The sequence below is a fragment of the Massilia sp. Masssp93 genome (assembly GCF_059491295.1).
On the sequence record NZ_CP168502.1, the window covers coordinates 4,072,996 to 4,094,894 of the forward strand.

At 66.3% G+C, this 21,899-nt stretch carries 26 protein-coding genes; 10 read left to right on the top strand and 16 right to left on the bottom strand.

Features of this window, described 5'->3' with window-relative positions; genetic code table 11:
* Window positions 1-5: 5 nt before the first annotated feature.
* Together pssA and ACEN9Q_RS16615 are read right to left on the bottom strand one after the other, a co-directional pair.
* Window positions 6-860 carry a CDP-diacylglycerol--serine O-phosphatidyltransferase gene (gene pssA / locus ACEN9Q_RS16610; RefSeq protein WP_056442179.1) on the bottom strand — a complete coding sequence of 285 codons (855 nt, stop codon included), beginning with the start codon at window positions 858-860 and terminating at the stop codon, window positions 6-8.
* Window positions 861-944: 84 nt separating this feature from the next.
* Window positions 945-1,721 (bottom strand): SIMPL domain-containing protein, encoded by a 777-nt coding sequence (locus ACEN9Q_RS16615; protein ID WP_056442176.1) that lies wholly within the window; start codon window positions 1,719-1,721, stop codon window positions 945-947.
* 207 nt (window positions 1,722-1,928) lie between these two features.
* On the opposite strand from ACEN9Q_RS16615, the gene ACEN9Q_RS16620 reads away from it, so the two are divergent.
* The gene (locus tag ACEN9Q_RS16620; protein WP_495625341.1) at window positions 1,929-2,735 is read left to right on the top strand and encodes a PEP-CTERM sorting domain-containing protein; all 807 of its coding nucleotides are present in this window, start codon (window positions 1,929-1,931) and stop codon (window positions 2,733-2,735) included.
* A gap of 117 nt (window positions 2,736-2,852) precedes the next feature.
* Here the strand turns inward: ACEN9Q_RS16620 and ilvC are convergent, their stop codons facing one another.
* The 4 genes from ilvC to ACEN9Q_RS16640 all read right to left on the bottom strand — a co-directional run bounded on the left by ilvC (window position 2,853) and on the right by ACEN9Q_RS16640 (window position 7,353).
* Window positions 2,853-3,869 carry a ketol-acid reductoisomerase gene (gene ilvC / locus ACEN9Q_RS16625; RefSeq protein WP_056442168.1) on the bottom strand — a complete coding sequence of 339 codons (1,017 nt, stop codon included), beginning with the start codon at window positions 3,867-3,869 and terminating at the stop codon, window positions 2,853-2,855.
* A 122-nt stretch (window positions 3,870-3,991) separates the two neighbouring features.
* Window positions 3,992-4,483, bottom strand: coding sequence for an acetolactate synthase small subunit (gene ilvN / locus ACEN9Q_RS16630; RefSeq protein ID WP_026334297.1), 492 nt, complete (start codon window positions 4,481-4,483; stop codon window positions 3,992-3,994).
* Window positions 4,483-6,207 (bottom strand): acetolactate synthase 3 catalytic subunit, encoded by a 1,725-nt coding sequence (locus ACEN9Q_RS16635; protein ID WP_056442164.1) that lies wholly within the window; start codon window positions 6,205-6,207, stop codon window positions 4,483-4,485. The genes ilvN and ACEN9Q_RS16635 overlap by 1 nt, the downstream gene beginning before the upstream one ends.
* Window positions 6,208-6,717: 510 nt before the next feature.
* The gene (locus ACEN9Q_RS16640; RefSeq protein WP_495625342.1) at window positions 6,718-7,353 is read right to left on the bottom strand and encodes a glutathione S-transferase family protein; all 636 of its coding nucleotides are present in this window, start codon (window positions 7,351-7,353) and stop codon (window positions 6,718-6,720) included.
* 166 nt (window positions 7,354-7,519) lie between these two features.
* On the opposite strand from ACEN9Q_RS16640, the gene ACEN9Q_RS16645 reads away from it, so the two are divergent.
* Genes ACEN9Q_RS16645 through ACEN9Q_RS16660 form a run of 4 tightly spaced genes read left to right on the top strand, consistent with a single transcriptional unit; the run spans window position 7,520 to window position 9,817 of the window.
* Window positions 7,520-8,089 carry an RNA polymerase sigma factor gene (locus tag ACEN9Q_RS16645; RefSeq protein ID WP_056442158.1) on the top strand — a complete coding sequence of 190 codons (570 nt, stop codon included), beginning with the start codon at window positions 7,520-7,522 and terminating at the stop codon, window positions 8,087-8,089.
* Complete coding sequence (locus ACEN9Q_RS16650; protein ID WP_056442156.1) at window positions 8,086-8,508, top strand: DUF3619 family protein; 423 nt, start codon at window positions 8,086-8,088, stop codon at window positions 8,506-8,508. Before ACEN9Q_RS16645 ends, ACEN9Q_RS16650 begins: the two co-directional genes overlap by 4 nt.
* 3 nt (window positions 8,509-8,511) lie before the next feature.
* Window positions 8,512-9,288: a DUF3106 domain-containing protein gene (locus ACEN9Q_RS16655; protein WP_056442153.1), complete on the top strand. Its 777-nt coding sequence runs from the start codon at window positions 8,512-8,514 to the stop codon at window positions 9,286-9,288.
* Between the two features lie 7 nt (window positions 9,289-9,295).
* Window positions 9,296-9,817: an RDD family protein gene (locus ACEN9Q_RS16660; RefSeq protein ID WP_495625343.1), complete on the top strand. Its 522-nt coding sequence runs from the start codon at window positions 9,296-9,298 to the stop codon at window positions 9,815-9,817.
* A 1-nt stretch (window position 9,818) separates the two neighbouring features.
* Here ACEN9Q_RS16660 and ACEN9Q_RS16665 read toward each other — a convergent pair whose 3' ends face one another.
* On the bottom strand, window positions 9,819-10,331 hold the full coding sequence (locus ACEN9Q_RS16665) for a thioredoxin family protein (protein ID WP_495625344.1): 513 nt from the start codon (window positions 10,329-10,331) through the stop codon (window positions 9,819-9,821).
* Between the two features lie 10 nt (window positions 10,332-10,341).
* Entirely contained in the window at window positions 10,342-11,049 is a 708-nt protein-coding gene (locus tag ACEN9Q_RS16670; RefSeq protein ID WP_495625345.1) for a cytochrome c biogenesis CcdA family protein, read from the bottom strand.
* A gap of 173 nt (window positions 11,050-11,222) precedes the next feature.
* On the opposite strand from ACEN9Q_RS16670, the gene ACEN9Q_RS16675 reads away from it, so the two are divergent.
* From ACEN9Q_RS16675 to ACEN9Q_RS16685, 3 genes are all read left to right on the top strand, one after another.
* Complete coding sequence (locus ACEN9Q_RS16675; RefSeq protein WP_056442141.1) at window positions 11,223-11,966, top strand: response regulator; 744 nt, start codon at window positions 11,223-11,225, stop codon at window positions 11,964-11,966.
* Window positions 11,963-13,276: an ATP-binding protein gene (locus ACEN9Q_RS16680; RefSeq protein WP_056442139.1), complete on the top strand. Its 1,314-nt coding sequence runs from the start codon at window positions 11,963-11,965 to the stop codon at window positions 13,274-13,276. Before ACEN9Q_RS16675 ends, ACEN9Q_RS16680 begins: the two co-directional genes overlap by 4 nt.
* Window positions 13,277-13,531: 255 nt before the next feature.
* Window positions 13,532-14,503 carry an IS110 family RNA-guided transposase gene (locus ACEN9Q_RS16685; RefSeq protein ID WP_495625346.1) on the top strand — a complete coding sequence of 324 codons (972 nt, stop codon included), beginning with the start codon at window positions 13,532-13,534 and terminating at the stop codon, window positions 14,501-14,503.
* A 224-nt stretch (window positions 14,504-14,727) separates the two neighbouring features.
* Here ACEN9Q_RS16685 and maiA read toward each other — a convergent pair whose 3' ends face one another.
* Window positions 14,728-15,375, bottom strand: a complete 648-nt coding sequence (maiA, locus tag ACEN9Q_RS16690; RefSeq protein ID WP_495625347.1) for a maleylacetoacetate isomerase — start codon at window positions 15,373-15,375, stop codon at window positions 14,728-14,730.
* A 123-nt stretch (window positions 15,376-15,498) separates the two neighbouring features.
* On the opposite strand from maiA, the gene ACEN9Q_RS16695 reads away from it, so the two are divergent.
* Entirely contained in the window at window positions 15,499-15,969 is a 471-nt protein-coding gene (locus ACEN9Q_RS16695; protein ID WP_056442132.1) for a MarR family winged helix-turn-helix transcriptional regulator, read from the top strand.
* Between the two features lie 4 nt (window positions 15,970-15,973).
* Here ACEN9Q_RS16695 and ACEN9Q_RS16700 read toward each other — a convergent pair whose 3' ends face one another.
* Window positions 15,974-16,579 (bottom strand): TetR/AcrR family transcriptional regulator, encoded by a 606-nt coding sequence (locus tag ACEN9Q_RS16700; RefSeq protein WP_082547998.1) that lies wholly within the window; start codon window positions 16,577-16,579, stop codon window positions 15,974-15,976.
* Window positions 16,580-16,831: 252 nt separating this feature from the next.
* Between ACEN9Q_RS16700 and ACEN9Q_RS16705 the strand changes: the two genes are divergently transcribed.
* On the top strand, window positions 16,832-17,569 hold the full coding sequence (locus ACEN9Q_RS16705; RefSeq protein ID WP_495625348.1) for a 3-oxoacyl-ACP reductase family protein: 738 nt from the start codon (window positions 16,832-16,834) through the stop codon (window positions 17,567-17,569).
* 5 nt (window positions 17,570-17,574) lie between these two features.
* On the opposite strand, the gene ACEN9Q_RS16710 is transcribed toward ACEN9Q_RS16705, so the two are convergent.
* The 6 genes from ACEN9Q_RS16710 to fdx all read right to left on the bottom strand — a co-directional run bounded on the left by ACEN9Q_RS16710 (window position 17,575) and on the right by fdx (window position 21,798).
* Window positions 17,575-18,528 carry a basic secretory protein-like protein gene (locus tag ACEN9Q_RS16710; RefSeq protein WP_495625349.1) on the bottom strand — a complete coding sequence of 318 codons (954 nt, stop codon included), beginning with the start codon at window positions 18,526-18,528 and terminating at the stop codon, window positions 17,575-17,577.
* A 69-nt stretch (window positions 18,529-18,597) separates the two neighbouring features.
* A complete protein-coding gene (locus ACEN9Q_RS16715; protein ID WP_495625350.1) occupies window positions 18,598-19,308 on the bottom strand; it encodes an RNA pseudouridine synthase in 711 nt (236 codons plus the stop codon).
* On the bottom strand, window positions 19,305-20,342 hold the full coding sequence (gene ltaE / locus ACEN9Q_RS16720; RefSeq protein WP_056442118.1) for a low-specificity L-threonine aldolase: 1,038 nt from the start codon (window positions 20,340-20,342) through the stop codon (window positions 19,305-19,307). The genes ACEN9Q_RS16715 and ltaE overlap by 4 nt, the downstream gene beginning before the upstream one ends.
* A 10-nt stretch (window positions 20,343-20,352) precedes the next feature.
* On the bottom strand, window positions 20,353-21,261 hold the full coding sequence (locus tag ACEN9Q_RS16725; RefSeq protein WP_495625351.1) for a class I SAM-dependent methyltransferase: 909 nt from the start codon (window positions 21,259-21,261) through the stop codon (window positions 20,353-20,355).
* Window positions 21,248-21,442 (bottom strand): Fe-S cluster assembly protein IscX, encoded by a 195-nt coding sequence (gene iscX / locus ACEN9Q_RS16730; protein WP_056442104.1) that lies wholly within the window; start codon window positions 21,440-21,442, stop codon window positions 21,248-21,250. Before iscX ends, ACEN9Q_RS16725 begins: the two co-directional genes overlap by 14 nt.
* Before the next feature lie 17 nt (window positions 21,443-21,459).
* Window positions 21,460-21,798 carry an ISC system 2Fe-2S type ferredoxin gene (gene fdx / locus ACEN9Q_RS16735; protein WP_056442102.1) on the bottom strand — a complete coding sequence of 113 codons (339 nt, stop codon included), beginning with the start codon at window positions 21,796-21,798 and terminating at the stop codon, window positions 21,460-21,462.
* Window positions 21,799-21,899: the final 101 nt, after the last annotated feature.

The following is a 21,899-nucleotide window of genomic DNA, read 5'->3' on the forward strand; positions in this document are numbered from 1 at the left end:
CCGTTTCAGCGCCGCTCGCTCGGGTCGAACGTCTCTTCATCCGTCTGGATGATGCTGACGGGCTTGCCCTTGGCGAGACGCCACAGGTACACGGCGTAGCCGGACAGGCCGTACACGACGAACAGCGGCCACAAGACCTTGGGCGGGTCGATCGCCAGCAGCGCCAGCGCAAGCGCGATCAGGAACACGACGATGAACGGCACGGACTTGCGGAAATTGACGTCCTTGAAGCTGTAGAACGGCACGTTCGTCACCATCGTCAGGCCGGCGAACAGCGCGATGCCCCACGAGATCCAGTCGACCTTGCGCGCGCTGACGTTGATGTCCGGGTCCGTCATCATCATGACGAAGCCGACGACGAGCGCCGCGGCGGCCGGGCTCGGCAAGCCCTGGAAGAAACGCTTGTCGACCACTTCGATGTTCGTGTTGAAACGGGCCAGCCGCAGCGCGGCGCCGGCGCAATAGACGAACGCGGCGATCCACCCCAGCTTGCCCAGCCCGCGCAGCGACCATTCGTAGATGACGAGGGCCGGCGCCGCGCCGAACGAGACCATGTCCGACAGGCTGTCGTACTGGGCGCCGAATTCGGATTGCGTGTTCGTCAGGCGCGCGACGCGGCCATCCAGGCTGTCCAGCACCATCGCGATGAACACGGCCCAGCAGGCGTGGTCGAAACGCTGGTTCATCGCCATCACGATCGCGTAGAAGCCGCCGAACAGCGCGGCCGTCGTGAAAGCGTTCGGCAGCAGATAGATGCCCCGGCGCGGGCGCCCCGCGTCGGACTTGCGGACGCGGCTGAACCGGGCGAAGCGGGGTGCCTTGATCGCGCCGGGTTTGCGGCGTCGGGGAAGAGTCGGCATAGGTTTCTTTTTCTTAACAGTGCGCAGGGGCGCGGGACCACGCCATTATAGTGTCCGCACCCCCGTGTTAGCGAACCACTATCGTCAGCGGAATTTCACCTTGCCGACGAGACGCATCTGCAACGTCGTCTCACCCGGTTCGAAGCTCGGTTCCGGCATCTCGGCCGCGTCGGCGCGCTTGGCCGCCATGCGCATCATCATCGGCGCCGCCTCGGCCTGGCCGCCCGCGTAATTGCCGCTGCCTTCGAAGTCGACCGTGTCGATGACGGCATCCGCCACGTTGCGGCCCATCGCGCGCGCGATCGATGCGATGCGCTCGTTCAGGTTGCGGTACGTGGCCGCGATGCGCTCGTCGTCGAGGCGCTTCGACAGTTCCGGGCTCAGGTGGTAATCGATGCCGTTCAGGTTGAGGATCTTCTGCGCGGCCGCGGCCGTTTTCGGCAGCGCCTGCAGGTTGCGCGTTTTGACTTCGAGATATTGGCCGACGCGCCAGCCGATCGGGACGCGGCGGGCCGCGGGATGCGCCAGCGGACGCGGGCCGTCGGGCACTTCCGGGTAGACGGGGTAGGTGTAGTAACCGACCGTCTTGAGTTCCGCCTGCGGGTCCTCGCGGCGCACGGTGTCGGTGCCCTGCTTCATCTTCTGGTTGACGCGGGCCGTGGCGGCGGCGCGGTCCTTGTCCTGTTCCTCGACCGCGAACGTGACGGTGGCTTCGTCGTTGGCATGTTTCACCTCGCCGAACGCGGGCACGACGACCAGCGTGCCGCTCGTGGTGGCAACGGCCGGTGCGGCCTGGACTTGCGCCTGGGCCGCGAACGCGCAGGTCAGCGCGGACAGCAGGACGAGTTTTTTGATGGACATCGTTGTTCTCCTTGAAGGCATGCGCGGCGTGGTGCCGCGGCACGAGAACGATAACCGGTTTTGCGCGGAAGTCGAGTTTGTGTAATGGAAAGTTGCAATTGATTGCAAAGGAGTGCAGTTGCGCACGCCATACACGGGTCGACGCGCGCGGCCGCGAGCGTGCTAAGTTAGCCCGATCGTCATGCCGCCCGCATCGAGGAGAAGACCATGCGCATCGCCCTTCCGCTGCTCGCCGCCCTGGCCGCACTGGCCGCGTCCCCGCCCGCCCTGGCCCAGGTCCAGGGCACCGCGGAAGCCACGAACCTGCGCTACACCCTGACCGACCTCACGCCCGCCGACGGCCTCGCGCCGGCCGTGAATTTCACGAACGGGCAAGCCGTCGCGCTGAGCGTCCAGAGCCTGCTGATGGCGCCCGGCACGCGCCCGGACGAGCACATCGCCGACGTCACCGCGACCGCGCCCACGACGCTGTCGCGCAACTGGACGCCCGAGGTACAAGTCGACGCCAGCCTGGGCCGGCTCGGCGTGCGCACGGCGCTTACCGTCGACACTGTGCCCGACGCGTTCACGCGCGGCAGCGCGACGGCGACGCTGGCACCGTGGTACTTCACGCTGGCGCCGCACACGGGCATCGCGTTCTCGTTCGACGTCGCCATCGCCATGGCCCTCGACGAAGGCGCGAACGTGAGCGAATACGGCGGCGCCAACGCCTTCGCGACGCTGTACTACCGGACCGCGTCCGGCGCCTGGAGCGCGCCGATCGTGGACGGCCTGTTCGGCTCGGCCGGGACGAGCCAGGCCGGCGTCTTCGCGCCGTTCGACCTGACGCGGACCGCGACGGTGAGCTGGGCGAACACCGGCGACACGTGGATCGAGGGGCATGTGATCTATGACGTGGGCGTCTCGGGCGAGGTCCAGGGCGGACCGGCGCCGGTGCCCGAGCCGGCGGGGTGGGCGATGCTGGCGGCGGGGGTGGGGTTGCTGGGCGCTGTGGCGCGACGACAGCGAATTTAAGCGAACCCCAAAAAACGTCGCCCCCGCGCAGGCGGGGGCCCAAGTTCCAGCATTGCGACAACGCCGGATTGGGCCCCCCCCGGCGCGGGGGCGACGGATCAACAGCTAACTAACCGATCAGTTCTTCGACTGGTCGACCAGCTTGTTCTTGGCGATCCACGGCATCATCGCGCGCAGCTTGGCGCCGACTTCTTCGATCTGGTGCTCGGCCGTCAGGCGGCGGCGCGAGATCAGGGTCGGGGCGCCGGCCTTGTTTTCCAGGATGAAGGACTTGGCGTATTCGCCGGTCTGGATGTCCTTCAGGCACTGGCGCATCGCGTTCTTCGTGTCTTCGGTCACGACGCGCGGGCCGGTGACGTATTCGCCGTATTCCGCGTTGTTCGAGATCGAGTAGTTCATGTTGGCGATGCCGCCTTCGTAGATCAGGTCGACGATCAGCTTCAGCTCGTGCAGGCACTCGAAGTAGGCCATTTCCGGCGCGTAGCCGGCTTCCACCAGCGTTTCGAAGCCGGCCTTGATCAGCTCGACGGTACCGCCGCACAGCACGGCCTGCTCGCCGAACAGGTCGGTTTCGGTTTCTTCACGGAAGTTGGTTTCGATGATGCCGGCCTTGCCGCCACCGTTGGCCATCGCGTACGACAGGGCGATGTCGCGCGCCGAGCCCGACTTGTCCTGGTAGATGGCGATCAGGTGCGGCACGCCGCCACCCTGGCGGTAGGTGCCGCGCACGGTGTGGCCCGGGGCCTTCGGTGCGATCATGATGACGTCGAGGTCGGCGCGCGGCACGACCTGGCCGTAGTGCACGTTGAAGCCGTGCGCGAACGCCAGCACGGCGCCCTGCTTGATGTTCGGCTCGACGTTGTTCTTGTAGACTTCGGCGATGTTCTCGTCCGGCAGCAGGATCATGACGACGTCGGCGGCCTTGACTGCCTCGTTGACTTCAGCGACCTTGATGCCGGCCTGTTCGACCTTGCCCCAGGACGCGCCGCCGCGGCGCAGGCCGACGGTGACATTGACGCCCGATTCGGTCAGGTTCTGGGCGTGCGCGTGGCCTTGCGAGCCGTAGCCGATGATGGCGACGTTCTTGCCTTTGATGAGGGAGAGGTCGCAGTCTTTGTCGTAGAAAACTTTCATGATTATTCCTGTACTTTTATGTGTTTCGTTATGTGTTTGGTGGGCTCGGGGAGCCCACCCTACGTTCATTTGCCGGCGCAATGGACGCCGTAGCGTGGGCACCTGCCCACGCACCACCGGCGTCAAACCTTGAGGATGCGCTCGCCGCGGCCAATGCCTGAACCACCCGTGCGGACGGTCTCGAGAATCGAGGCGCGGTCGATGGAGTCGATGAAGGCGTCCAGCTTCGTCTTCGCGCCCGTCAGCTCGATCGTGTACGTTTTTTCCGTCACGTCGATGATGCGGCCGCGGAAGATGTCGGCGGTGCGCTTCATTTCCTCGCGCTCCTTGCCCACCGCCCTCACCTTGATCAGCATGAGCTCGCGCTCGATGTGCTGGCCTTCGGTCAGGTCGACCACCTTCACCACTTCGATCAGGCGGTTCAGGTGCTTGGTGATCTGCTCGATGATGTCGTCCGAGCCCGTGGTCACGATGGTCATGCGCGACAAGGTGGCGTCTTCGGTCGGCGCCACGGTCAGCGTCTCGATGTTGTAGCCGCGTGCCGAGAACAGGCCCACGACGCGCGACAGCGCGCCGGCTTCGTTTTCGAGCAGGACGGAGATGATATGTCGCATTACAGGTCCTCCGATCCGAGCAGCATTTCCGACAAGCCCTTGCCCGTCTTGACCATCGGCCAGACGTTTTCGCTACGGTCGGTAATGAAGTTCATGAACACCAGGCGGTCCTTCATGGCGAAGGCGTCGCGCAGCGCGCCGTCCACGTCGCCCGGCTTCTCGATGCGCATGCCGACGTGGCCATAGGCCTCGGCCAGCTTCTCGAAGTCCGGCAGGGAATCCATGTACGACTCGGCGTAGCGGCCGCCGTAGTCGAGTTCCTGCCACTGGCGCACCATGCCCAGGAAGCGGTTGTTCAGGAGGATGATCTTCGGCGTCAGGTGATACTGCTTGCAGGTCGCGAGTTCCTGGATGTTCATCTGGATCGAGCCCTCGCCGGTGACGCAGGCGACGGTCGCGCCGGGGTTCGCCATCTGCACGCCCATCGCGTACGGCAGGCCCACGCCCATCGTGCCCAGGCCACCGGAATTGATCCAGCGGCGCGGCTTGTCGAACGGGTAGTATTGCGCGGCCCACATCTGGTGCTGGCCCACGTCCGACGTGATGAACGCGTCGCCGCCGGTCACTTCCCACAGCTTCTCGACGACGGATTGCGGCTTGATCAGTTCATCCGAGGTCGCATAGCGCAGGCACTGGCGGCCGCGCCAGTCCTGGATCTGCTGCCACCATTTCTGCACGGCCGGGTTCGGACGCTGTTCGGCGGCGTCCAGCTGCGACAGCAGTTCGATCAGCACGTCCTTGACGTTGCCGACGATGGGGATGTCGACCTTCACGCGTTTCGAGATCGACGACGGGTCGATGTCGATGTGGATGATCTTGCGCGGATTGGTCGCGAAGTGCTTCGGGTTGCCGATCACGCGGTCGTCGAAGCGGGCGCCGATGGCGATCAGGACGTCGCAGTGCTGCATCGCCATGTTCGCTTCGTAGGTGCCGTGCATGCCGGGCATGCCGACGAATTTCTCGTCGGTGGCGCGGAACGCGCCCAGGCCCATCAGCGTGTTCGTGATCGGGAAGCCGAGCTTGTCGACCAGCCGGTTCAGTTCGTTCGATGCATTGGCCAGGATGACGCCGCCGCCCGTGTAGATCATCGGACGCTCGGCCGCCAGCAGCAGTTGCACCGCCTTGCGGATCTGGCCCGCGTGGCCCTTGTCGACGGGGCGGTAGGAACGCATCTCGATCTCTTTCGGATACGAGTACGCGGCCTTGTGCATGCTGACGTCCTTCGGGATATCGACGAGCACCGGGCCCGGACGGCCGGTACGTGCGATATAGAAGGCTTTCTTGATCGTCTCGGCAAGGTCCTTGACGTCCTTGACGAGGAAATTATGTTTCACCACCGGGCGCGTGATGCCCACGGTGTCGCATTCCTGGAACGCGTCCTGGCCGATCGCCGCGGTCGGAACCTGGCCGGAAATCACGACCATCGGAATCGAATCCATGTAGGCGGTGGAGAGGCCGGTGACGGCATTGGTGACGCCCGGACCGGACGTGACCAGGCAAACGCCGACTTCGTTCGAGCTGCGCGAATACGCGTCGGCCGCGTGCACGGCTGCCTGCTCGTGGCGTACCAGGATGTGCTGGAATTTGTCCTGCTTGAAGATGGCGTCGTAGATGTAGAGAACCGCTCCGCCGGGGTAACCGAAGACGTGTTTCACGCCCTCTTCCGCCAGGCAACGGACTACGATCTCAGCGCCCGTGATGGAAGCTGCTGCGTCGTTACTCATGATACGTTTCCTTTCAAGACCCATAGGGAGATTGATCGGATGCTCGTCCCTGACGAGATACGTGTCACGCAACAGTGCTCATGCTTCCCTTCTTTCTGCGGTCACGACGATCTTTCAGGATACCGTAGGATCCTTACGAACCGACGCTGGACGCAACTCGTTCAGCTTGAGTTACTGTAGCGGAATGCGAATCTCTCGCGCTTGTGGCACGGGTTGGAGCAAACTGCCTACATTGTGAAAGCGCGTCATGCCGAGATTGACTTTGTGTGACAAGCTGGCTTGACAATATGCTTCGGGGGTGCAAAGCGTCTCATACCTTACTGCGTCGCACCATTCTGGTCAAGATAAATAATTATTTTTTCACGAGTTTTAAGTGCGTTTCGGCATCGCACCGTGGGCACGGGGTGCCCACCCTACCACGCGTTTCGATCTCGCACCGTGGGCACGGGGTTGGCTGGCAGAGCGGCATGGCGCCGTAGGGCGGGCACCCTGTGCCCGCGACACGCCGGCTCAAGCCGTATCGTCGGGCAGCCACGCGCCGGCACCGGGCCGTGCGTCCAGCCGCGCCATCCACGCGGCGACCGCGGCGTATGCCGGCCGGTCGTCCATCGGCGTCTTGCGCCAGCGGTGCGTGGACAGGCCCAGCACGACGTCGGCCAGCGAGAACGCCGCGCCGGCCGCATACGCCCCCGTCTTTTCCAGTTGGCGTTCGAGGATGCCCATATGGCGGTTCCAGCCGGCGATGCCGGCGGCGATGAGGACCGGGTCCTGGTGGGCGGCACTGCCGCGCACCAGCCCCATGAAGGCATAGCGCCAGGCATTGTTCAGCTCCGTCGCCTGCCAGTCCATCCACTGCTCGACCTGCGAGCGCGCCAGCGCGTCGCGCGGCAACAGGCTCGTCGCCGCCCCGTCGCCGTAGCGTGTGGCCAGGTAGCGGCAAATCGTGTTCGACTCCCACAGCACGACGTCGCCATCGACCAGCACCGGCACCATCGCGTTCGGATTCAGCGCGAGGAATGCAGGGTCCTGCGTCGGGCGGAAGCCGCTGCCCCAGTCTTCCCGGTCGAATACGATGTCGAGTTCGGCGCAGGTCCACAAGACCTTGCGGACATTGATCGAGCTTGCCTTCCCGAGGATACGCACCACGTCTATCTCCAGAACAATGTCAATCCGACCATTCTAGAGTCAATAAGGGAAGACCGCACACGCCTGCCTGCCGGTTTCGGGTGCGGTCATCCGTAATTTTTGCTAGGATTCGAAAGTTTTCCGAAAAGCCACAGGCAACGTACCGGTGGCGTCCACCACTTATCGCATGGCCACTGATAAAGAACTCAACGACTTCCTCGAGAGTGTCGAGCGGCGCGCCTTCAAGCAGGCGGCGTACGCGGTCCGCAAGGACGAGGCAGCGCTCGACATCGTTCAGGACGCCATGATCAAGCTCGCGGAGAAGTACGGCGACAAGCCCCTGGCCGAACTGCCGATGCTCTTCCAGCGCATCCTGCAAAACACCATCCTCGATTACTTCCGCCGCGAAAAGGTCAGGAACACCTGGATCAGCCTCTTCGGAGGCCTCGGCCGCCGGGACGAAGACGACTCGGAATTTGATATACTGGCATCTTACGAGGCCGAGGAAGGAACGTCCGCCGCGGAGTCCAGCGCGGATCAGGTCGAACGGGCGCAAACCCTGCGCCTGATCGAAGAAGAGATACAAAAACTCCCGGCGCGTCAACGGGAAGCGTTCCTCATGCGTTACTGGCAGGACATGGATGTGGCCGAGACGGCCGAAGCGATGGGATGCTCCGAGGGCAGTGTAAAAACGCATTGTTCTCGCGCTACGCATACCCTGCAGAAAGCCCTGGAGGCCAAGGGAATTAAACTATGAACACCGACGACATCAACCTGGCGTACAAGATCCGCCATGCCCTGAACGAAAACCTCGACAACCTGCCGGCGTCGACGACGGACCGCCTGGCCGCCGCGCGCGCACAGGCGCTGGCGCGCAAGAAGGCCGATGCACCGGCCCGCGCCCGGGCGCCGCAGCGCGCCGCGTTCGATCTGGGCGCGCTGTTCTCGATGCAATGGGTGGCGCGCGCCGCCGTCGTCGCCCCGCTGCTGGCGATGGTCGCCGGCATGGTCGGCGTCTACCAGTACGAACGCGAGCAGCGCGTCGCCGAGCTGGCGGAGCTGGATGCGGCCGTGCTGTCCGACGACCTGCCCCTGACGGCCTACACCGACCACGGTTTCAACGCTTACCTGGCACAACAGCAGCAAGCACAGCAACAGCCGCAGCGAGCCCAGTAAAGGATGACGGCCAACAAGCTCAAACTTGCCGGCGCCGCCGCCGCCGTCGTGCTCGTTGGCGCGGCCGTACTGAGCATCAACCAGCACGGCAGCTCCGTTCCCGCCGCATCGGGCCCGGCCACGCGCGACGCGCCGGCCGCCGCCCCCGCCACGCACACCCAGCCCGCCAAGCCGTCGACCGGCAGCCACAAAGGCGGCGACAAGCCCCTGTGGCACAGCTTGAGCCCGGCCCAGCAGGTCGCCCTGCAACCGCTGCAGGCCGAGTGGGACCAGATGGACGGCGTGCGCAAGCAGAAATGGCTGCAGCTCGCGAACCGCTTCGCCGGCCTGAAACCGGCGGAACAGGCGCGCGTGCACGAACGCATGCGCGAATGGGCCAAGCTGACGCCCGAGCAGCGCGAACTGGCGCGCGAAACCTATACGCGCACCCGCAAGATCGCTCCCGAGCAAAAGAACGCCACGTGGGAAACGTATCAGCAGCTGCCGGAAGAGCAAAAGAAAAAGCTGGCCGCATCGGCCACCGCGCGCAAGGCGCCGCGGGTGGTGCCGTCGCAGGCCAGCGGCAAGGTCGTCGCGCCGCTGGGCCAGGGCGCGACGTCGTGCCCGGCCGGCATGGTCAAGAACACCGTATCGGCCGCCCCGCCCTGCGTGACGCCGGCGCCCGCGACACCCGTGCCGGCGCAACCGGTGCAACCGCCGCCGCAGCCCGCCAAGCCGCCCGCGCCCGAACCGGAAAAGCAGGTGCCGGCCAACTGGGGCATCACACCCAACAACGCCTGAGGTCCGCATGACTGACACGCCAACCGTCAAACGCCGCCTGATCGCGATGGTCTACGAGACCTTCCTCCTGCTGGCGGTCGAGATGCTGGCGGTGGCGTTGTACCTGCTCATCACCCTCAACAATCACGCGCCCGTGTTCCAGTACGGCCTGAAGGTCTGGCTGTTCGTCGTCACCGGCGCCTATTTCGTCTGGGGCTGGACCAACAGCGGCCACACGCTCGCCATGAAGACGTGGCGCATGCAGGTCGTGACGGCCGATCACGCGCGCCTGCCGCTGACGACGGCCATCGTGCGCTACCTGCTGGCCTGGGGCTGGTTCCTGCCGGCCCTCCTCGCCTGCACGGCGCTGGGCCTGAAGGACAAGGCCCAGGTCGGCGCCGCCATTGCCGTGGGCGTGCTGGGCTGGAGCCTGACGGCCTTCCTCGACCGCGACCGCCGCTTCCTGCACGACCGCCTGGCCGGCACGCGCATCATCGCGCTGCCGAAGAAGCGGCCGGCGCCTGCCGCCGCTCCCGCCGAAGCCGCCTGATTCAGGGCGCGGCCAGCAGCTTGCGGATCGTCGCCTCGGTCTGCGCATAATCGCCTTCGCCGAAGTGCGTGTACACGACGGCCCCCTTCTTGTCGACGAGGTAGAACGCGGGCCAGAACTGGTTGTTGTACGCGCTCCACGTGGCATACCGGTTGTCCTGCGCGACCGGAAAGGAAATCGCGTTGCGCTGCACCGCGGCCTTGAGGTTGTTCAGGTTGCGCTCGAAGCCGTATTCCGGCGTGTGCACGCCGACGACGACGAGCCCCTGGTCCTTGTACTTCTGGTGCCAGCCTTTCACGTACGGCAGCACGTGCTGGCAGTTGATGCAGTCATACGTCCAGAAATCCACGAGCACCACCTTGCCGCGCAGTTGCTGCATGGTGAGCGGCGCGCTGTTGATCCAGTTGTCGATGCCCGCGAATTCCGGCGCGGGGGCGGCGCTTGCACTCATGCTCACGCTTGCGGCGGCGACGGCGACGACGGCGGCGGCGAGGGAACGGATGGCGTATTTCATGGCGAACTCCTTAGATGGTCGGGAAAATGGAAGGGATGTGGGCGGCGAGCTGCGTGTCGACCTGGAACCAGATCGCGGCCGCGCTGGCCAGTACGAGCACGCCGAATGCGCGCTGCAGCGCCACGGCATGGCGGGCGACGCCGCGCACACGCTGGACGATGGCCTGGCCGCCGTGAATGAGCGCCAGCATCGGCAGCGCCGCGCCCAGCGCATACAGGCCGACGAGCCGCACGGCCCTGGCCGGATCGTGCGCCTGCACGACGAGCGCGAGGATCGATGCGAGCACCGGGCCGGCGCACGGCGTCCAGACGGCGCCCAGCGACAGGCCCAGCACGAACGCCCCACCCGGCTTCGGCACCGCGTCGGCGCGGACGCCGCGCAGCCGCGCCCACACGGGACGGACGTAGTCGACGAGCAGGTCCCACGGCCGCGGCCAGATGCGCAGCAGGCCCGAGACGCCCAGCAGGACGATGGCCGCGTTGCGCAGCGTTTCCTGCGCCAGCTGCGCGGCGCTCGACACGGCGCCCAGCGCCAGCGCGAACGCCGAGAACGACAGCACGAAGCCGGCCACGATCAGGAGCGGCCGCCGGCGGCTCGCGCCGTCCACCTTGTCGACGGTCGCGCCGAGCAAAAACGGCAGCACGGGCAGCACGCACGGGGACGCCACCGTGGCCAGGCCGGCCAGCAGGGCAAGCGGGGATTCGATCGTGTGGGTCATGGGAGCCTCCTGGTTGTGTGAGACTCCATTGGACGCCCGCGATGTGTGCGCGATGTGTCCGCAACCTCCCATTTTTGTCAGGCCATGTGTCCTGTCCCGGCCCCGACACATTCGGACATAATGACGCCGGTAGGCCGCGCTACATTACGTCGGCAACCACCGAAGGAGACAACATGAACGAGAACGACCACGTCCTGGTCGTCGACGACGACCGCGGCATCCGCGAACTGGTCGGCGCCTATCTGGAAAAGCAGGGCCTGCGCGTGACCTTGGCCGCCAACGGGCGCGAGATGAAGAACGCGCTGCTGCAGGCGGCGCCCGACCTGATCCTGCTCGACATCATGATGCCCGGCGAGGACGGCCTGACCCTGTGCCGCGAACTGCGCGCGGGGAAGCATCGCGCGATCCCGATCGTGATGCTGACGGCGCGCGACGACGAGACCGACCGCGTCGTCGGCCTGGAACTCGGCGCCGACGACTACGTGCCGAAACCGTTCGCCGTGCGCGAACTGCTGGCCCGCATCCGCGCCGTGCTGCGCCGCACGCGCATGCTGCCGCCGAACCTGCAGGTGACGGAGGCCGCGAAACTGCTCGCGTTCGGCGACTGGCGGCTCGACACGGTCGGCCGCCACCTGCTCGATGCGGACGGCGTCGAGGTCGCGATGAGCGGCGCCGAATACCGGCTGCTGCGCGTGTTCCTCGACCACCCGCAGCGCGTGCTGTCGCGCGACCAGCTGATGGGCCTCACGCACGGCAACGACAGCGACTTCTTCGACCGCTCGATCGACCTGCTCGTGAGCCGCCTGCGCCAGCGCCTGGGCGACGGGGCGCGCGAGCCCCGCTACATCAAGACCCTGCGCAACGAGGGCTATGTGTTCTCGTCCGACGTGACGATCGTGGAAGGCCGGACGGCATGAACGCGCGGTGGCGCGCGCCATGGCCGCGCAGCCTGTATGCGCGCCTGGCATTGATCCTGTTCGCCGGGCTCGCGCTGGCGCAGGGGCTGTCCGTGGCGCTCACGTTCACGGAGCGCGACCAGGCCACGACGCAGCTGATGATGGGGTATGTGGAACGCGAGGTGGCAAGCGCCGTCGCCCTGCTCGACCTGCTGCCGGCGGCCGAGCGCCCGGCCTGGCTGCCCCGCCTCGCGCGGCGCAGCTACCGCTTCATCCTCGGTCCCGGCGAAACGATCGGCGCGATGCCGGACGAGAAGCTGTCCGCCCAGATCGCGAGTTCGATCGCGCAAGGCATCGGACGCAGCTACCCGCTCACCGTGAACGGCCTCGGCGACAACGGGCGCATGCAGGTCCACCTGCGCCTGTCCGACGGATCGCCCTTGACCATCGACGTGCAGCCGATGCGCGGCGTGCCGCTGTCACCGTGGCTGCCGTACATGCTGGCCGCGCAGCTGGCGATCCTTGCCGCGTGCTGCTGGCTCGCGGTGCGCCAGGCCGTGCGGCCGCTGCGCGCGCTGGCCGAGGCGGCCGACGCGCTCGGCCCCGACCTGCGTCCCGTCGAACTGCCGGAACGCGGACCGTCCGAAGTCCTGCGTTCGGCGCGCGCGTTCAACGCCATGCAGCGCCGCATCGCCGCCTATGTCGACGAGCGCGTGCGCATCCTGGCCGCCATCTCGCACGACCTGCAGACGCCGATCACCCGCATGCGCCTGCGCGTGGACTTGATGGACGACGAGGCCCAGCAGCCGAAGCTGCGCGCCGACCTCGAGGAACTGCAGGGCCTCGTCAAGGACGGCATCGGCTATGCGCGCGCCATGCACGGCGAACGGGAACCGGCGCGCGCCATCGACCTCGACGCGCAACTGGACAGCCTCGTGCTGGACTACCGCGACGCCGGCAGCGCCGTGCGGCTGGAAGGGCGCATCGGCACGCCGGTGCAGACGCGCCCGAAAGCGCTGCGCCGCATCGTCGGCAACCTCGTCGACAACGCGCTGCGCTACGGCGGCAGCGCGGACATCGTCGTCGGCCGCGACAGCCAGGGCGCGGTGCTCGTGCGCGTGCTGGACGACGGTCCCGGCATCCCGGCCGAACAGCTGGAAACCGTGTTCGAGCCGTTCTTCAGGCTCGAGGCATCGCGCAACCGCGACACCGGCGGCACGGGGCTGGGCCTCGCCATCGCGCGCCAGCTGGCGGGGAGCCTCGGCGGCACGCTCACCCTGAACAACCGGCCCGAGGGCGGGCTGGAAGCGCGGCTGACGCTGTCCCGATGACGGACGTCGGCCGTGCATCGTGGGCGGAGGCCGCCCACCCTTGTATCTTGAGCGTGTTGGTGATTAGCTACCACTAACTGAGGTGAAGACCAGCTTGTGCCCACCCTGAAGGCGTTGACCTTGTGGAGTAGATTAGGCCCTTCACCTCTCCCCACCCCATGACTGAACACTGGACGGTATCCGAGGGCTCTGACCCTGCATGTACAAGGCGAGTGTGGAGTGGATAGGGAAAATCAAGAACACAAGGAAGATCAAATGTTTTATCTTGGCGTAGACGTTTCGAAGAAAAAACTGGACTGCATGCTGCTCGATACTAAGAACGGCAAGTTGAAGTCCAAATCGTTATCCAACACAAAGGCTGGATTCGAAGAACTGATTGAATGGCTGGCCACAAACAAAGCGCCTGATGCGCATGTGATCATGGAGCCGACCGGTGTGTATCACGAACCGGCCGCGCTGGCGCTGACCGATGCGGGCTTGAAACTGTCACTGGCTAATCCGGCCCAGCTGCGGCAGTTTGCCCAAGGACTGGGCGTCAAGAACAAGACCGATAAAGCCGACAGTACCGTACTGGCGCGCTACGGCGAGACATTGAAACCCGTAGCTTGGCAACCGCCGTCGAAATCTGCGCGTCACCTGAAAGCCCTGCTGACGCGCCGTGACGCTGTTGCCGATGATTTGCAGCGCGAACAAAACCGTCAGGAGGCCATCGATTTCGGTGTATCACCGGACGAGGTCAAGCAGTCGATCATGCAGTCGCTCAGGTTTTTGCAGGCTGAGCTCAAGCGTCTGGAACAGATGATCGAAGAGCATATCGACAACGATCCTGATTTGCGCAACAAGCAGGATCTGCTGGAGACGATTCCTGGCGTGGGCGAGCGTGTCTCGAGTAACCTGACCGCGCTGTTTGCCGCTAAAACCTTCGACACTGCCGAGCAACTGGCCGCTTATCTTGGCCTGGTGCCGGTACAGTGGGACTCAGGTTCGTCGGTGCATAAACGTCCTCGCCTATCCAAGGCTGGCCCATCGCACCTGCGCAAGCTGCTTTACATGCCAGCCGTGGTGGCCCGGCGCTGGAACCCTCACATCAAATCCTTCAGCGACCGTTTGCTCGCCAAAGGCAAGGCCAAGATGGCCGTCATCGGTGCCTGCATGCGCAAGCTGGCCCACCTGTGCTTTGGTGTTGTGCACTCAGGCAGGCCATATGACCCGAATTACGCCATGTGAAGCTTGACGCACAAGACGGTATCTACGATTTCTCGGTGGCCGTGGCTAAACCGGCGTTGTCGTCGTGCACCGTGGGCACGGGGTGCCCACCCTACGATGATTCGGTGGCCGTGGGATGGGCTGACGTTGTCGTAGGGTGGCCACCCGTGCCCACGCGGGCGTTTGCGATATGTCGGCGTGACACGTGGGCACGTGATTGATGCCCCGGCATCAATCGCCTCACCCTACCGCTGCAATATGGCCTGCGCGTTATCCCTGAACGCGGGAATCTCCGCGAGGCGCACCGCGATCGCCTCGACGTGCGGCCAGCGTGCCAACGGCAGGCCCACACGGCCGGCGTTCAGCGCCTGCGGGAACAGGAAGACGTCCGCCAGGCCGGGCGCGTCGCCCGCGCAGAAGTGGCTGGGCGTGGCCGCGTGGCGACGCGCCAGCAGCGCTTCCAGCGCATCGATGCCCTCTTCCGTCCAGTGGCGGCGCCAGGCCGGCGCGGTCGTCTCGTCGGCGCCCGGCAAACTGGATAAACGGTTTATCACGCGCGGCGTCACGATCGCATGCGTCTCCGCCAGCACGGCCAGCACGAACGCCCGCACCCACGCCCGCGTCGCCGCGTCGGGCGGCAGCAACGGCGGTTGCGGGACCACCTCGTCGAGGTATTCGACGATCGCCAGCGATTGGGTCAACAGCACGCCGTCGTCCGTCAGCAGCGCGGGCACGAGGCCTTGCGGATTCACGTCGAGGTAGGCCGGCCGGCGGTTCTCCGCACCGGCGCCGACGATCTCGACGGGGACGCGCTCGACGGCGAGGCCCTTCAGTGCGAGAGCGATGCGGACCCGCGCGGCGGCGGACGAGATGGCGGCGTCATACAGTTTCATCGTCGGCTCCGTTATTGATTATCTAAATAATGATTATCGAGATAAATATTTCATGAAGTCTAGCAGCGCATTTCGCCGATTTCAAGTACGATAATCGTTATCACGATAATTTTCTCGATAATCATGCCTAACGACAACGACACCCGCGCCAAGGCCGCCCGCATGGCGGACTTCATGTGCTTCGCCATCTATTCCACCAATCTCGCTTACTCGCGCGTGTACAAGCCCGTGCTGGACGCGCTGGGGCTCACGTATCCGCAATACATGGCCGTCATCGCGCTGTGGGAAGAAGACAACCAGACGGTGAAGGCCCTGAGCGAAAAGCTGTTCCTGGAACCGAGCACGGTCACGCCCATGCTCAAGCGGCTGGAGGGCATGGGCTATGTGCGCCGCGAGCGCGACAAGGAAGACGAGCGCAATGTCCGTCTCTCCCTCACCGACGCGGGCCGCGCGCTGCGCGAACGGGGACTGGGCTTCGGCAAGCAGACGGTGGCCGCATCCGGCCTGGACCCGCAAGAATTCCCAGCCCTGCAAAAGGCCGTCGTGCACCTGCGCGACAACCTGATCGCGGCCGCCGCGAAGACCGGCGACTGACCCGTCAGACTTCCGCGACCGGCGTGCCATGCGCCTTCAGCGCGGCGATGACGAAATCGACCGTCGCGCCCAGTTGCGCGGCGCTGGCGCCCGCCTTGGCGCTGATGCGCATACCGCGGATGGCCGTGTGGATGAAGTGCGCGGCGGCGGGCGGATCGATGCCGGCCGCCAGCTCGCCCGCCTGGCGCGCACGCGCGAGCACCTCCGCGAAGATCGTTTCCGTGAGCCGCTGCGAACGTTCGATGAGTGCATGCACGTCGGCGTCGGCCTGGCCGAATTCCGCCACCGCGTTGACGCTGAGGCAGCCGCGCGCGCGCAGCGCGGCGTCCGCGCCCGCGAGCTGGCGCAGGAATGTGTCGAGCGCGGCCAGCGGCGACGGTCCCGCCGCCAGCCTGCGCCTGAGGTCCGCGCCGCCCGTGTCCGTGTAATGGGCGAGCACGGCGAGGTAGAGCTGCTTCTTGTCGCCGAACGTGTCGTACAGGCTCTGGCGGCCGATGCCCATCGCACGCAGCAGGTCGTCGGTCGACGTCCCCTCGTAACCCTGTTCCCAGAACACCCGCATGGCCGCCTCGAGGGCCGCGGCCGGATCGAATACCTTGGTTCGTGCCATCGTTTTCTATTTTGACTAATCAGTCCAAAATGACAGTATAATCGAAAATTCGGGGTCAGAGCCCGTTTTCGATTAATGTCCCGCGCACAACGATTCGCGAAGTCGGCAGCGTTGCATAGGGCCGGCAAACGAACAACACATCGATTGACATGCACACTTGCCACCAGGATCGTGCCTCAAAAAGGGCTCTGACCCCGAATTTCGGTCATTTTTTTTCGCTATTTTGGACTAATCAGTCAAGAAAGGCCCACCATGACTTCCCTCACCGGCAAGACCGCATTCGTCACCGGCGGTTCGCGCGGCATCGGCGCCGCCATCGTCCGCCGCCTCGCGAGCGATGGCGCCACCGTCGCGTTCACGTACGTCAGCGCCCAAGACCGCGCACGCCAGCTGGCGGCCGACGTCGAAGCGGCCGGCGGACGCGCCCTGCCGATCCGCGCCGACAGCGCCGACGCCGAGGCGCTGCAGCGCACCGTCGCGGCCGTGGCGGCGCAGTTCGGCCGCATCGACATCCTCGTCAACAGCGCGGGCATCCTCGTCCACAAGGACCTGGCGGAGACGACGCTTGCCGACTACGACCGCATCGCCGCCGTCAACGTGCGCGCGCTGTTCGTCGCGACGCAGGCGGCCGTGCCGCACATGGGTGCTGGCGGGCGCATCGTCAACATCGGCAGCATGGTGGCGGACCGCGCGGGCGGCCCGGGTGTGGCGTTGTACGCGATGAGCAAGGCGGCCGTGGCCGGCCTCACGCGCGGCCTGGCGCGCGACCTCGGGCCGCGCGGCATCACGGTGAACAATGTGCAGCCGGGACCGACGGAGACGGAGATCGTCGCGGACGAATCCGTGCGGGCGTACCTGCGCGCCCAGATCCCGGTCGGCCGCATGGGGCAGGATGCCGAGATCGCGGCGCTGGTGGCCTATCTCGTCGGCGCCGAGGCGGGGTATGTCAACGGGGCGTCGTTGACGATCGATGGGGGCTTCGTGGCCTGAACGATTTAGCCGCCATAGCCGCTGGCCTTGAGGATCGCGTCCGGGTCGCGCAACTCGATCAGTGCGCGCAGCGCGGCGCGCTTGTCGGCGGCACGCGCCACGTAGGCTTCGGCGATGCGCATGCCGATCCAGTAGCCGGCCTCGCACGGCCATCCTTCGGGCGCGGCACCGCAGTTCGCGAACCAGCGCTGGAAGTGGGGACTGGCGACCAGCTTGTTCACGCCGTCGCCGCTGCCGCGGATGGCCGCGCGGTCGCGCTGGAACGCCTGCCACAACGCGGCTTCGTGCGGGCGCGCCCAGGCGTCGCGGTCCAGATGCGGGATCGCGCCCGTGACCAGCGTCGCGAGATAGTCGGCGACGCCCTCGCGCAAGGCTTGGCTCAGCAGGAGATCGGCCAGTGCCGCCGGCGTTTCGTCGTCCTGCCAGGTGTGCACCGTTTCGTGGGCGAAGAAGCCGCGCATCGTGGTGCGGAACTGTTCCGGCGTCGTACCGGGCGGACACGTCACCTCCAGGCCGATCACCTGCGTGTCGTTGCTGGCGGTGCCGCCCGACGTGTGGGCGCCGAAGACGACGTCGATGGCGGGCAGCGGACGGTCCGGCAGCAGGCCGGCAAACGCGAGATAGATCGCGCGCAGGTCGCCGCGCAAGGCCGGCAACTGCGGCAGGCATTCGCGGATCGCATAGCGGTAGGTGTCGGGCCTGGCGGCGACCGCCTTTGCCAGGTGTTGCGCATCGATGATGCGCGGCGCCGGGGTGAAGATCTTCACGCCGGGTCCGGCCCCGTCCAGATAACCGCGCTGCAGGGCGTCGGCCGTCGGCACGGCGCCATCCTTCATGAGATTCGCGAAGCGCAGCGCGTCGCGCGCGTCGATATCGGCCGCCAGCGGGTCGACGCCCGCGGCAAGAACGGCGCCGGTCCACAGCGCCAGCACGGGCAGGAGCAGCTTACTGAACGTCATCCATCGATCCTCTCTGTCGCGCCGGACGCGCGCAGCGCAGTGTACAGGAGGCGTTGCCTTTCCGGCAAGTCAGAAGCGTTCGGTCTCGAGCAGATAGCGCCAGCGCCCGTTCGGCAGCGCGCCGAGCGCCACGCGGCCGACGCGCAGCCGGCGCAGCGATTTGATCGTGAGCCCGACCTCGGCGCACATCGCCTCGACCTGGCCCGGGCGGACGTCCTTGCCGGCCAGGCGCAGCCGCGCCTCGCTCTGCCAGCTGGCCTTCAGCGGCGCGGTCGCCCTGCCCTGCACGCGCATGCCGCCGTTCAGGCGCGCCAGGCCGTCGTCCGCGATGGCGCCCGCCACCTCGGCCACGTATTCCTGTTCGATGCGCGCGCCATCCTCGACGAGCTTGCGGGTCACGCGCCAGTCCTGGCTCAGCACGAGCAGGCCGCTCGCTTCCGGCTCCAGCGGCGTGACGATCGAGAGACGCGCCAGGTGCCGGCGCAGGAAACGCGTGCCCGCCGTCGCGGCCAGCGTCTCCGGTGCGATCAGCGCCAGCGCGCCGGCCGCGTCGACGCCGGCCGGCTTGTGCAGCAGGATCGTCACGGGCGCCACGTCGACCGGCTCGGCGCCGGCCAGCAGCGCGACAGTTTGCGGCGCCGTGACGCGGGTGGCCGGGTCTTCGACGACGACGCCGTCGACCGTTACCCAGCCGCCCGCGATATAGCGTTCGGCCTCGGCGCGCGAGCACGGCACCGCTTCGGCCACGCGCTTGGCGAGGCGGATTCCTTCGTCGGTCATTGTGCTTTCCAGTCGCGGAAGAATGCTTCGAACGCGGCGACGGTCTTCTTCACGTCGGCGCTTGATACGTCCAGGTGCGTGACGAGGCGCGTGTGCGGGCCGATCGACGCACGGATGCCCTGGCGGGCCAGCGCCTCGCGCAGGGGCGCGCACGCGGCGTCCGGGATCTCGACGTAGAAGATGTTCGTCTGCGGCGCCGTCACGCGCAGTGCTTCGATGCGCGCGAGGCCGGCCGACAGGTCCGCCGCATTCTGGTGGTCGTCGGCGAGGCGCTCGACGTTATGCTCCAGCGCGTGGTGCGCGGCGGCCGCGATGACGCCGGCTTGCCGCATGCCGCCGCCCAGCATCTTGCGCCAGCGCTTGCCCTGCTCGATGAACGACTTGGGACCGAGCAGCACGGAACCGACCGGTGCGCCCAGGCCCTTCGACAAACACACCGACACGGTATCGAAACCGGCCGCCGCCGCGCGCAGGCTCAAACCCTGCTTGACGGCGGCGTTGCAGATGCGGGCGCCGTCCAGGTGCGTGACGAGGCCGCGCGCATGCGCGAAATCCGTCGCGGCCTTGACGTAGTCCTGCGGCAGCACGCGGCCGCCGATCGTGTTTTCCAGCGCCAGCACGCGGGTGCGCGCGAAGTGCATGTCGTCCGGCTTGATGTACGCGGCGATGTCGGTGATGGCGATCGAGCCGTCCGGCTGGTTGGCGATCGGCTGCGGCTGGATCGAACCCAGCACCGCGGCGCCGCCGCCTTCGTACTTGTACGTGTGCGCTTCCTGGCCGACGAGGTATTCGTCGCCGCGGCCGCAATGCGTCATCAGCGCGATCAGGTTCGTCTGCGTGCCGCTCGGCGCGAACAGGCCGGCCTCGAAGCCGAACAGCTCGGCCGCGAAGTCCTGCAGACGGTTCACGGCGGGGTCGTCGCCGTAGACGTCGTCGCCGACGGGCGCGCCGGCCATCGCAGCGCGCATCGCGGCGGACGGTTGGGTGACGGTGTCGCTGCGCAGGTCGATCCAGCGGTCTGGTTGGTCGCTCATGGTGTGGGCATCAATCGGTGGTCGATTCGGCCGCCTGCGCTCGTGACGCAGCGGGGTCCGTGTAGAAACGCGAGGAGAGTTCTTCCAGCCCGACTTCGGCCAGCACCTGCTGCAGGCGCTCGGCGGGCCGGCGGCGCGGCAGGTTTTTATAGGTGGCGACGATCAGCTCGTTCTTCATCGAGTGCTCCCAGCCCACCAGTTCCGTCACGGTGACCTGGTAGCCGTGCGCTTCCAGCTGCAGGCAGCGCAGCACGTTGGTGATCTGGCTGCCGAATTCGCGCGTGTGGATCGGATGGCGCCAGATCTCGGTCAGCGCGCTGCGGCCCAGGTCGCGGCCCTTGTTCTTGCGCAGCACGGTCGCGACTTCGGCCTGGCAGCACGGCACCAGCACGATGTGCTTCGCCTGCTTCTTCAGCGCGAAATCGATGGCGTCGTCCGTCGCCGTGTTGCAGGCATGGAGTGCCGTCACGACGTCGATCGTGGCCGGCAGCTTGTCCGACCCGGTCGATTCCGCGACCGACAGGTTCAGGAACGACATGCCCGGGAAGCCCAGGTGCGCGGCCAGTGCCGTCGATTTCTGCACGAGTTCCTCGCGCGTCTCGATGCCGTAGATGCGGCCACCGTTCTCGCGTCCCTTGAAGAACAGGTCGTACAGGATGAAGCCGAGGTAGGACTTGCCGGCACCGTGGTCGACCACGGTCGCGCCCTGCCCGTCCTTCTGGGCCTCGACGTCCTTGAGCAGCGGCTCGATGAACTGCACGAGGTGGTAGACCTGCTTCAGTTTGCGGCGGCTGTCCTGGTTCAGCTTCCCGTCGCGCGTGAGGATGTGCAGTTCCTTCAGCAGTTCGATCGACTGGCCCGGCTTGATTTCCGGCGCCTGTTCGTAGATCGTCGGGACTGGTTTTTTATCTTGCTTCATCGATCCATGCCGCCTGGATGGCTTCCAAGACGCGCTCGCCGCCGCGCGCGTGGTCGTCGTCGAAGCCGTCCAGCGCGACGACCCAGTTATGCAGGTCGACGAAGCGCACGGTGGCCGGATCGACGTCCGGATAGGTTTCGTACAAGGCCTCGGCGATGGCCGTGACATCGGTCCACTTCATGGTGTCCTCCGTCGCGCTCAGTGGTTCTCGGCTGCGTGGTTGATCGTGTACTTGGGGATCTCGACGACGAGGTCTTCGCCGGCGATGATGGCCTGGCAGGACAGGCGCGAGTTCGGCTCCAGGCCCCAGGCCTTGTCGAGCATGTCCTCTTCCTTTTCCTCCTGCTCGTTCAGCGAATCGAAGCCTTCGCGCACGATCACGTGGCAGGTCGTGCACGCGCACACGCGGTCGCAGGCGTGCTCGATCTCGATGTCGTTCTCGAGCAGCGTGTCGCAGATCGACTTGCCGCTCTGGCCGTCGAGCACGGCGCCTTCGGGGCAGAAGACGGGATGGGGGAGGATGACGATTTGTGGCACTTCTTGACCTCTTCGTGTTTGTTCGTTTGCGCGGCTGACCAACGTTCTGGTGGGCTCGGGGAGCCCACCCTACGATATTCGTATTGTCGTAGGGGGGGCAC

Bases quoted from the DNA above. Each gene is read 5' to 3' on its own strand.
- pssA (WP_056442179.1), bottom strand. From the start codon at position 860: ATGCCGACTCTTCCCCGACGCCGCAAACCCGGCGCGATCAAGGCACCC.
- ACEN9Q_RS16615 (WP_056442176.1), bottom strand. From the start codon at position 1,721: ATGTCCATCAAAAAACTCGTCCTGCTGTCCGCGCTGACCTGCGCGTTC.
- ACEN9Q_RS16620 (WP_495625341.1), top strand. From the start codon at position 1,929: ATGCGCATCGCCCTTCCGCTGCTCGCCGCCCTGGCCGCACTGGCCGCG.
- ilvC (WP_056442168.1), bottom strand. From the start codon at position 3,869: ATGAAAGTTTTCTACGACAAAGACTGCGACCTCTCCCTCATCAAAGGC.
- ilvN (WP_026334297.1), bottom strand. From the start codon at position 4,483: ATGCGACATATCATCTCCGTCCTGCTCGAAAACGAAGCCGGCGCGCTG.
- ACEN9Q_RS16635 (WP_056442164.1), bottom strand. From the start codon at position 6,207: ATGAGTAACGACGCAGCAGCTTCCATCACGGGCGCTGAGATCGTAGTC.
- ACEN9Q_RS16645 (WP_056442158.1), top strand. From the start codon at position 7,520: ATGGCCACTGATAAAGAACTCAACGACTTCCTCGAGAGTGTCGAGCGG.
- ACEN9Q_RS16650 (WP_056442156.1), top strand. From the start codon at position 8,086: ATGAACACCGACGACATCAACCTGGCGTACAAGATCCGCCATGCCCTG.
- ACEN9Q_RS16655 (WP_056442153.1), top strand. From the start codon at position 8,512: ATGACGGCCAACAAGCTCAAACTTGCCGGCGCCGCCGCCGCCGTCGTG.
- ACEN9Q_RS16660 (WP_495625343.1), top strand. From the start codon at position 9,296: ATGACTGACACGCCAACCGTCAAACGCCGCCTGATCGCGATGGTCTAC.
- ACEN9Q_RS16665 (WP_495625344.1), bottom strand. From the start codon at position 10,331: ATGAAATACGCCATCCGTTCCCTCGCCGCCGCCGTCGTCGCCGTCGCC.
- ACEN9Q_RS16670 (WP_495625345.1), bottom strand. From the start codon at position 11,049: ATGACCCACACGATCGAATCCCCGCTTGCCCTGCTGGCCGGCCTGGCC.
- ACEN9Q_RS16675 (WP_056442141.1), top strand. From the start codon at position 11,223: ATGAACGAGAACGACCACGTCCTGGTCGTCGACGACGACCGCGGCATC.
- ACEN9Q_RS16680 (WP_056442139.1), top strand. From the start codon at position 11,963: ATGAACGCGCGGTGGCGCGCGCCATGGCCGCGCAGCCTGTATGCGCGC.
- ACEN9Q_RS16685 (WP_495625346.1), top strand. From the start codon at position 13,532: ATGTTTTATCTTGGCGTAGACGTTTCGAAGAAAAAACTGGACTGCATG.
- maiA (WP_495625347.1), bottom strand. From the start codon at position 15,375: ATGAAACTGTATGACGCCGCCATCTCGTCCGCCGCCGCGCGGGTCCGC.
- ACEN9Q_RS16695 (WP_056442132.1), top strand. From the start codon at position 15,499: ATGCCTAACGACAACGACACCCGCGCCAAGGCCGCCCGCATGGCGGAC.
- ACEN9Q_RS16700 (WP_082547998.1), bottom strand. From the start codon at position 16,579: ATGGCACGAACCAAGGTATTCGATCCGGCCGCGGCCCTCGAGGCGGCC.
- ACEN9Q_RS16705 (WP_495625348.1), top strand. From the start codon at position 16,832: ATGACTTCCCTCACCGGCAAGACCGCATTCGTCACCGGCGGTTCGCGC.
- ACEN9Q_RS16710 (WP_495625349.1), bottom strand. From the start codon at position 18,528: ATGACGTTCAGTAAGCTGCTCCTGCCCGTGCTGGCGCTGTGGACCGGC.
- ACEN9Q_RS16715 (WP_495625350.1), bottom strand. From the start codon at position 19,308: ATGACCGACGAAGGAATCCGCCTCGCCAAGCGCGTGGCCGAAGCGGTG.
- ltaE (WP_056442118.1), bottom strand. From the start codon at position 20,342: ATGAGCGACCAACCAGACCGCTGGATCGACCTGCGCAGCGACACCGTC.
- ACEN9Q_RS16725 (WP_495625351.1), bottom strand. From the start codon at position 21,261: ATGAAGCAAGATAAAAAACCAGTCCCGACGATCTACGAACAGGCGCCG.
- iscX (WP_056442104.1), bottom strand. From the start codon at position 21,442: ATGAAGTGGACCGATGTCACGGCCATCGCCGAGGCCTTGTACGAAACC.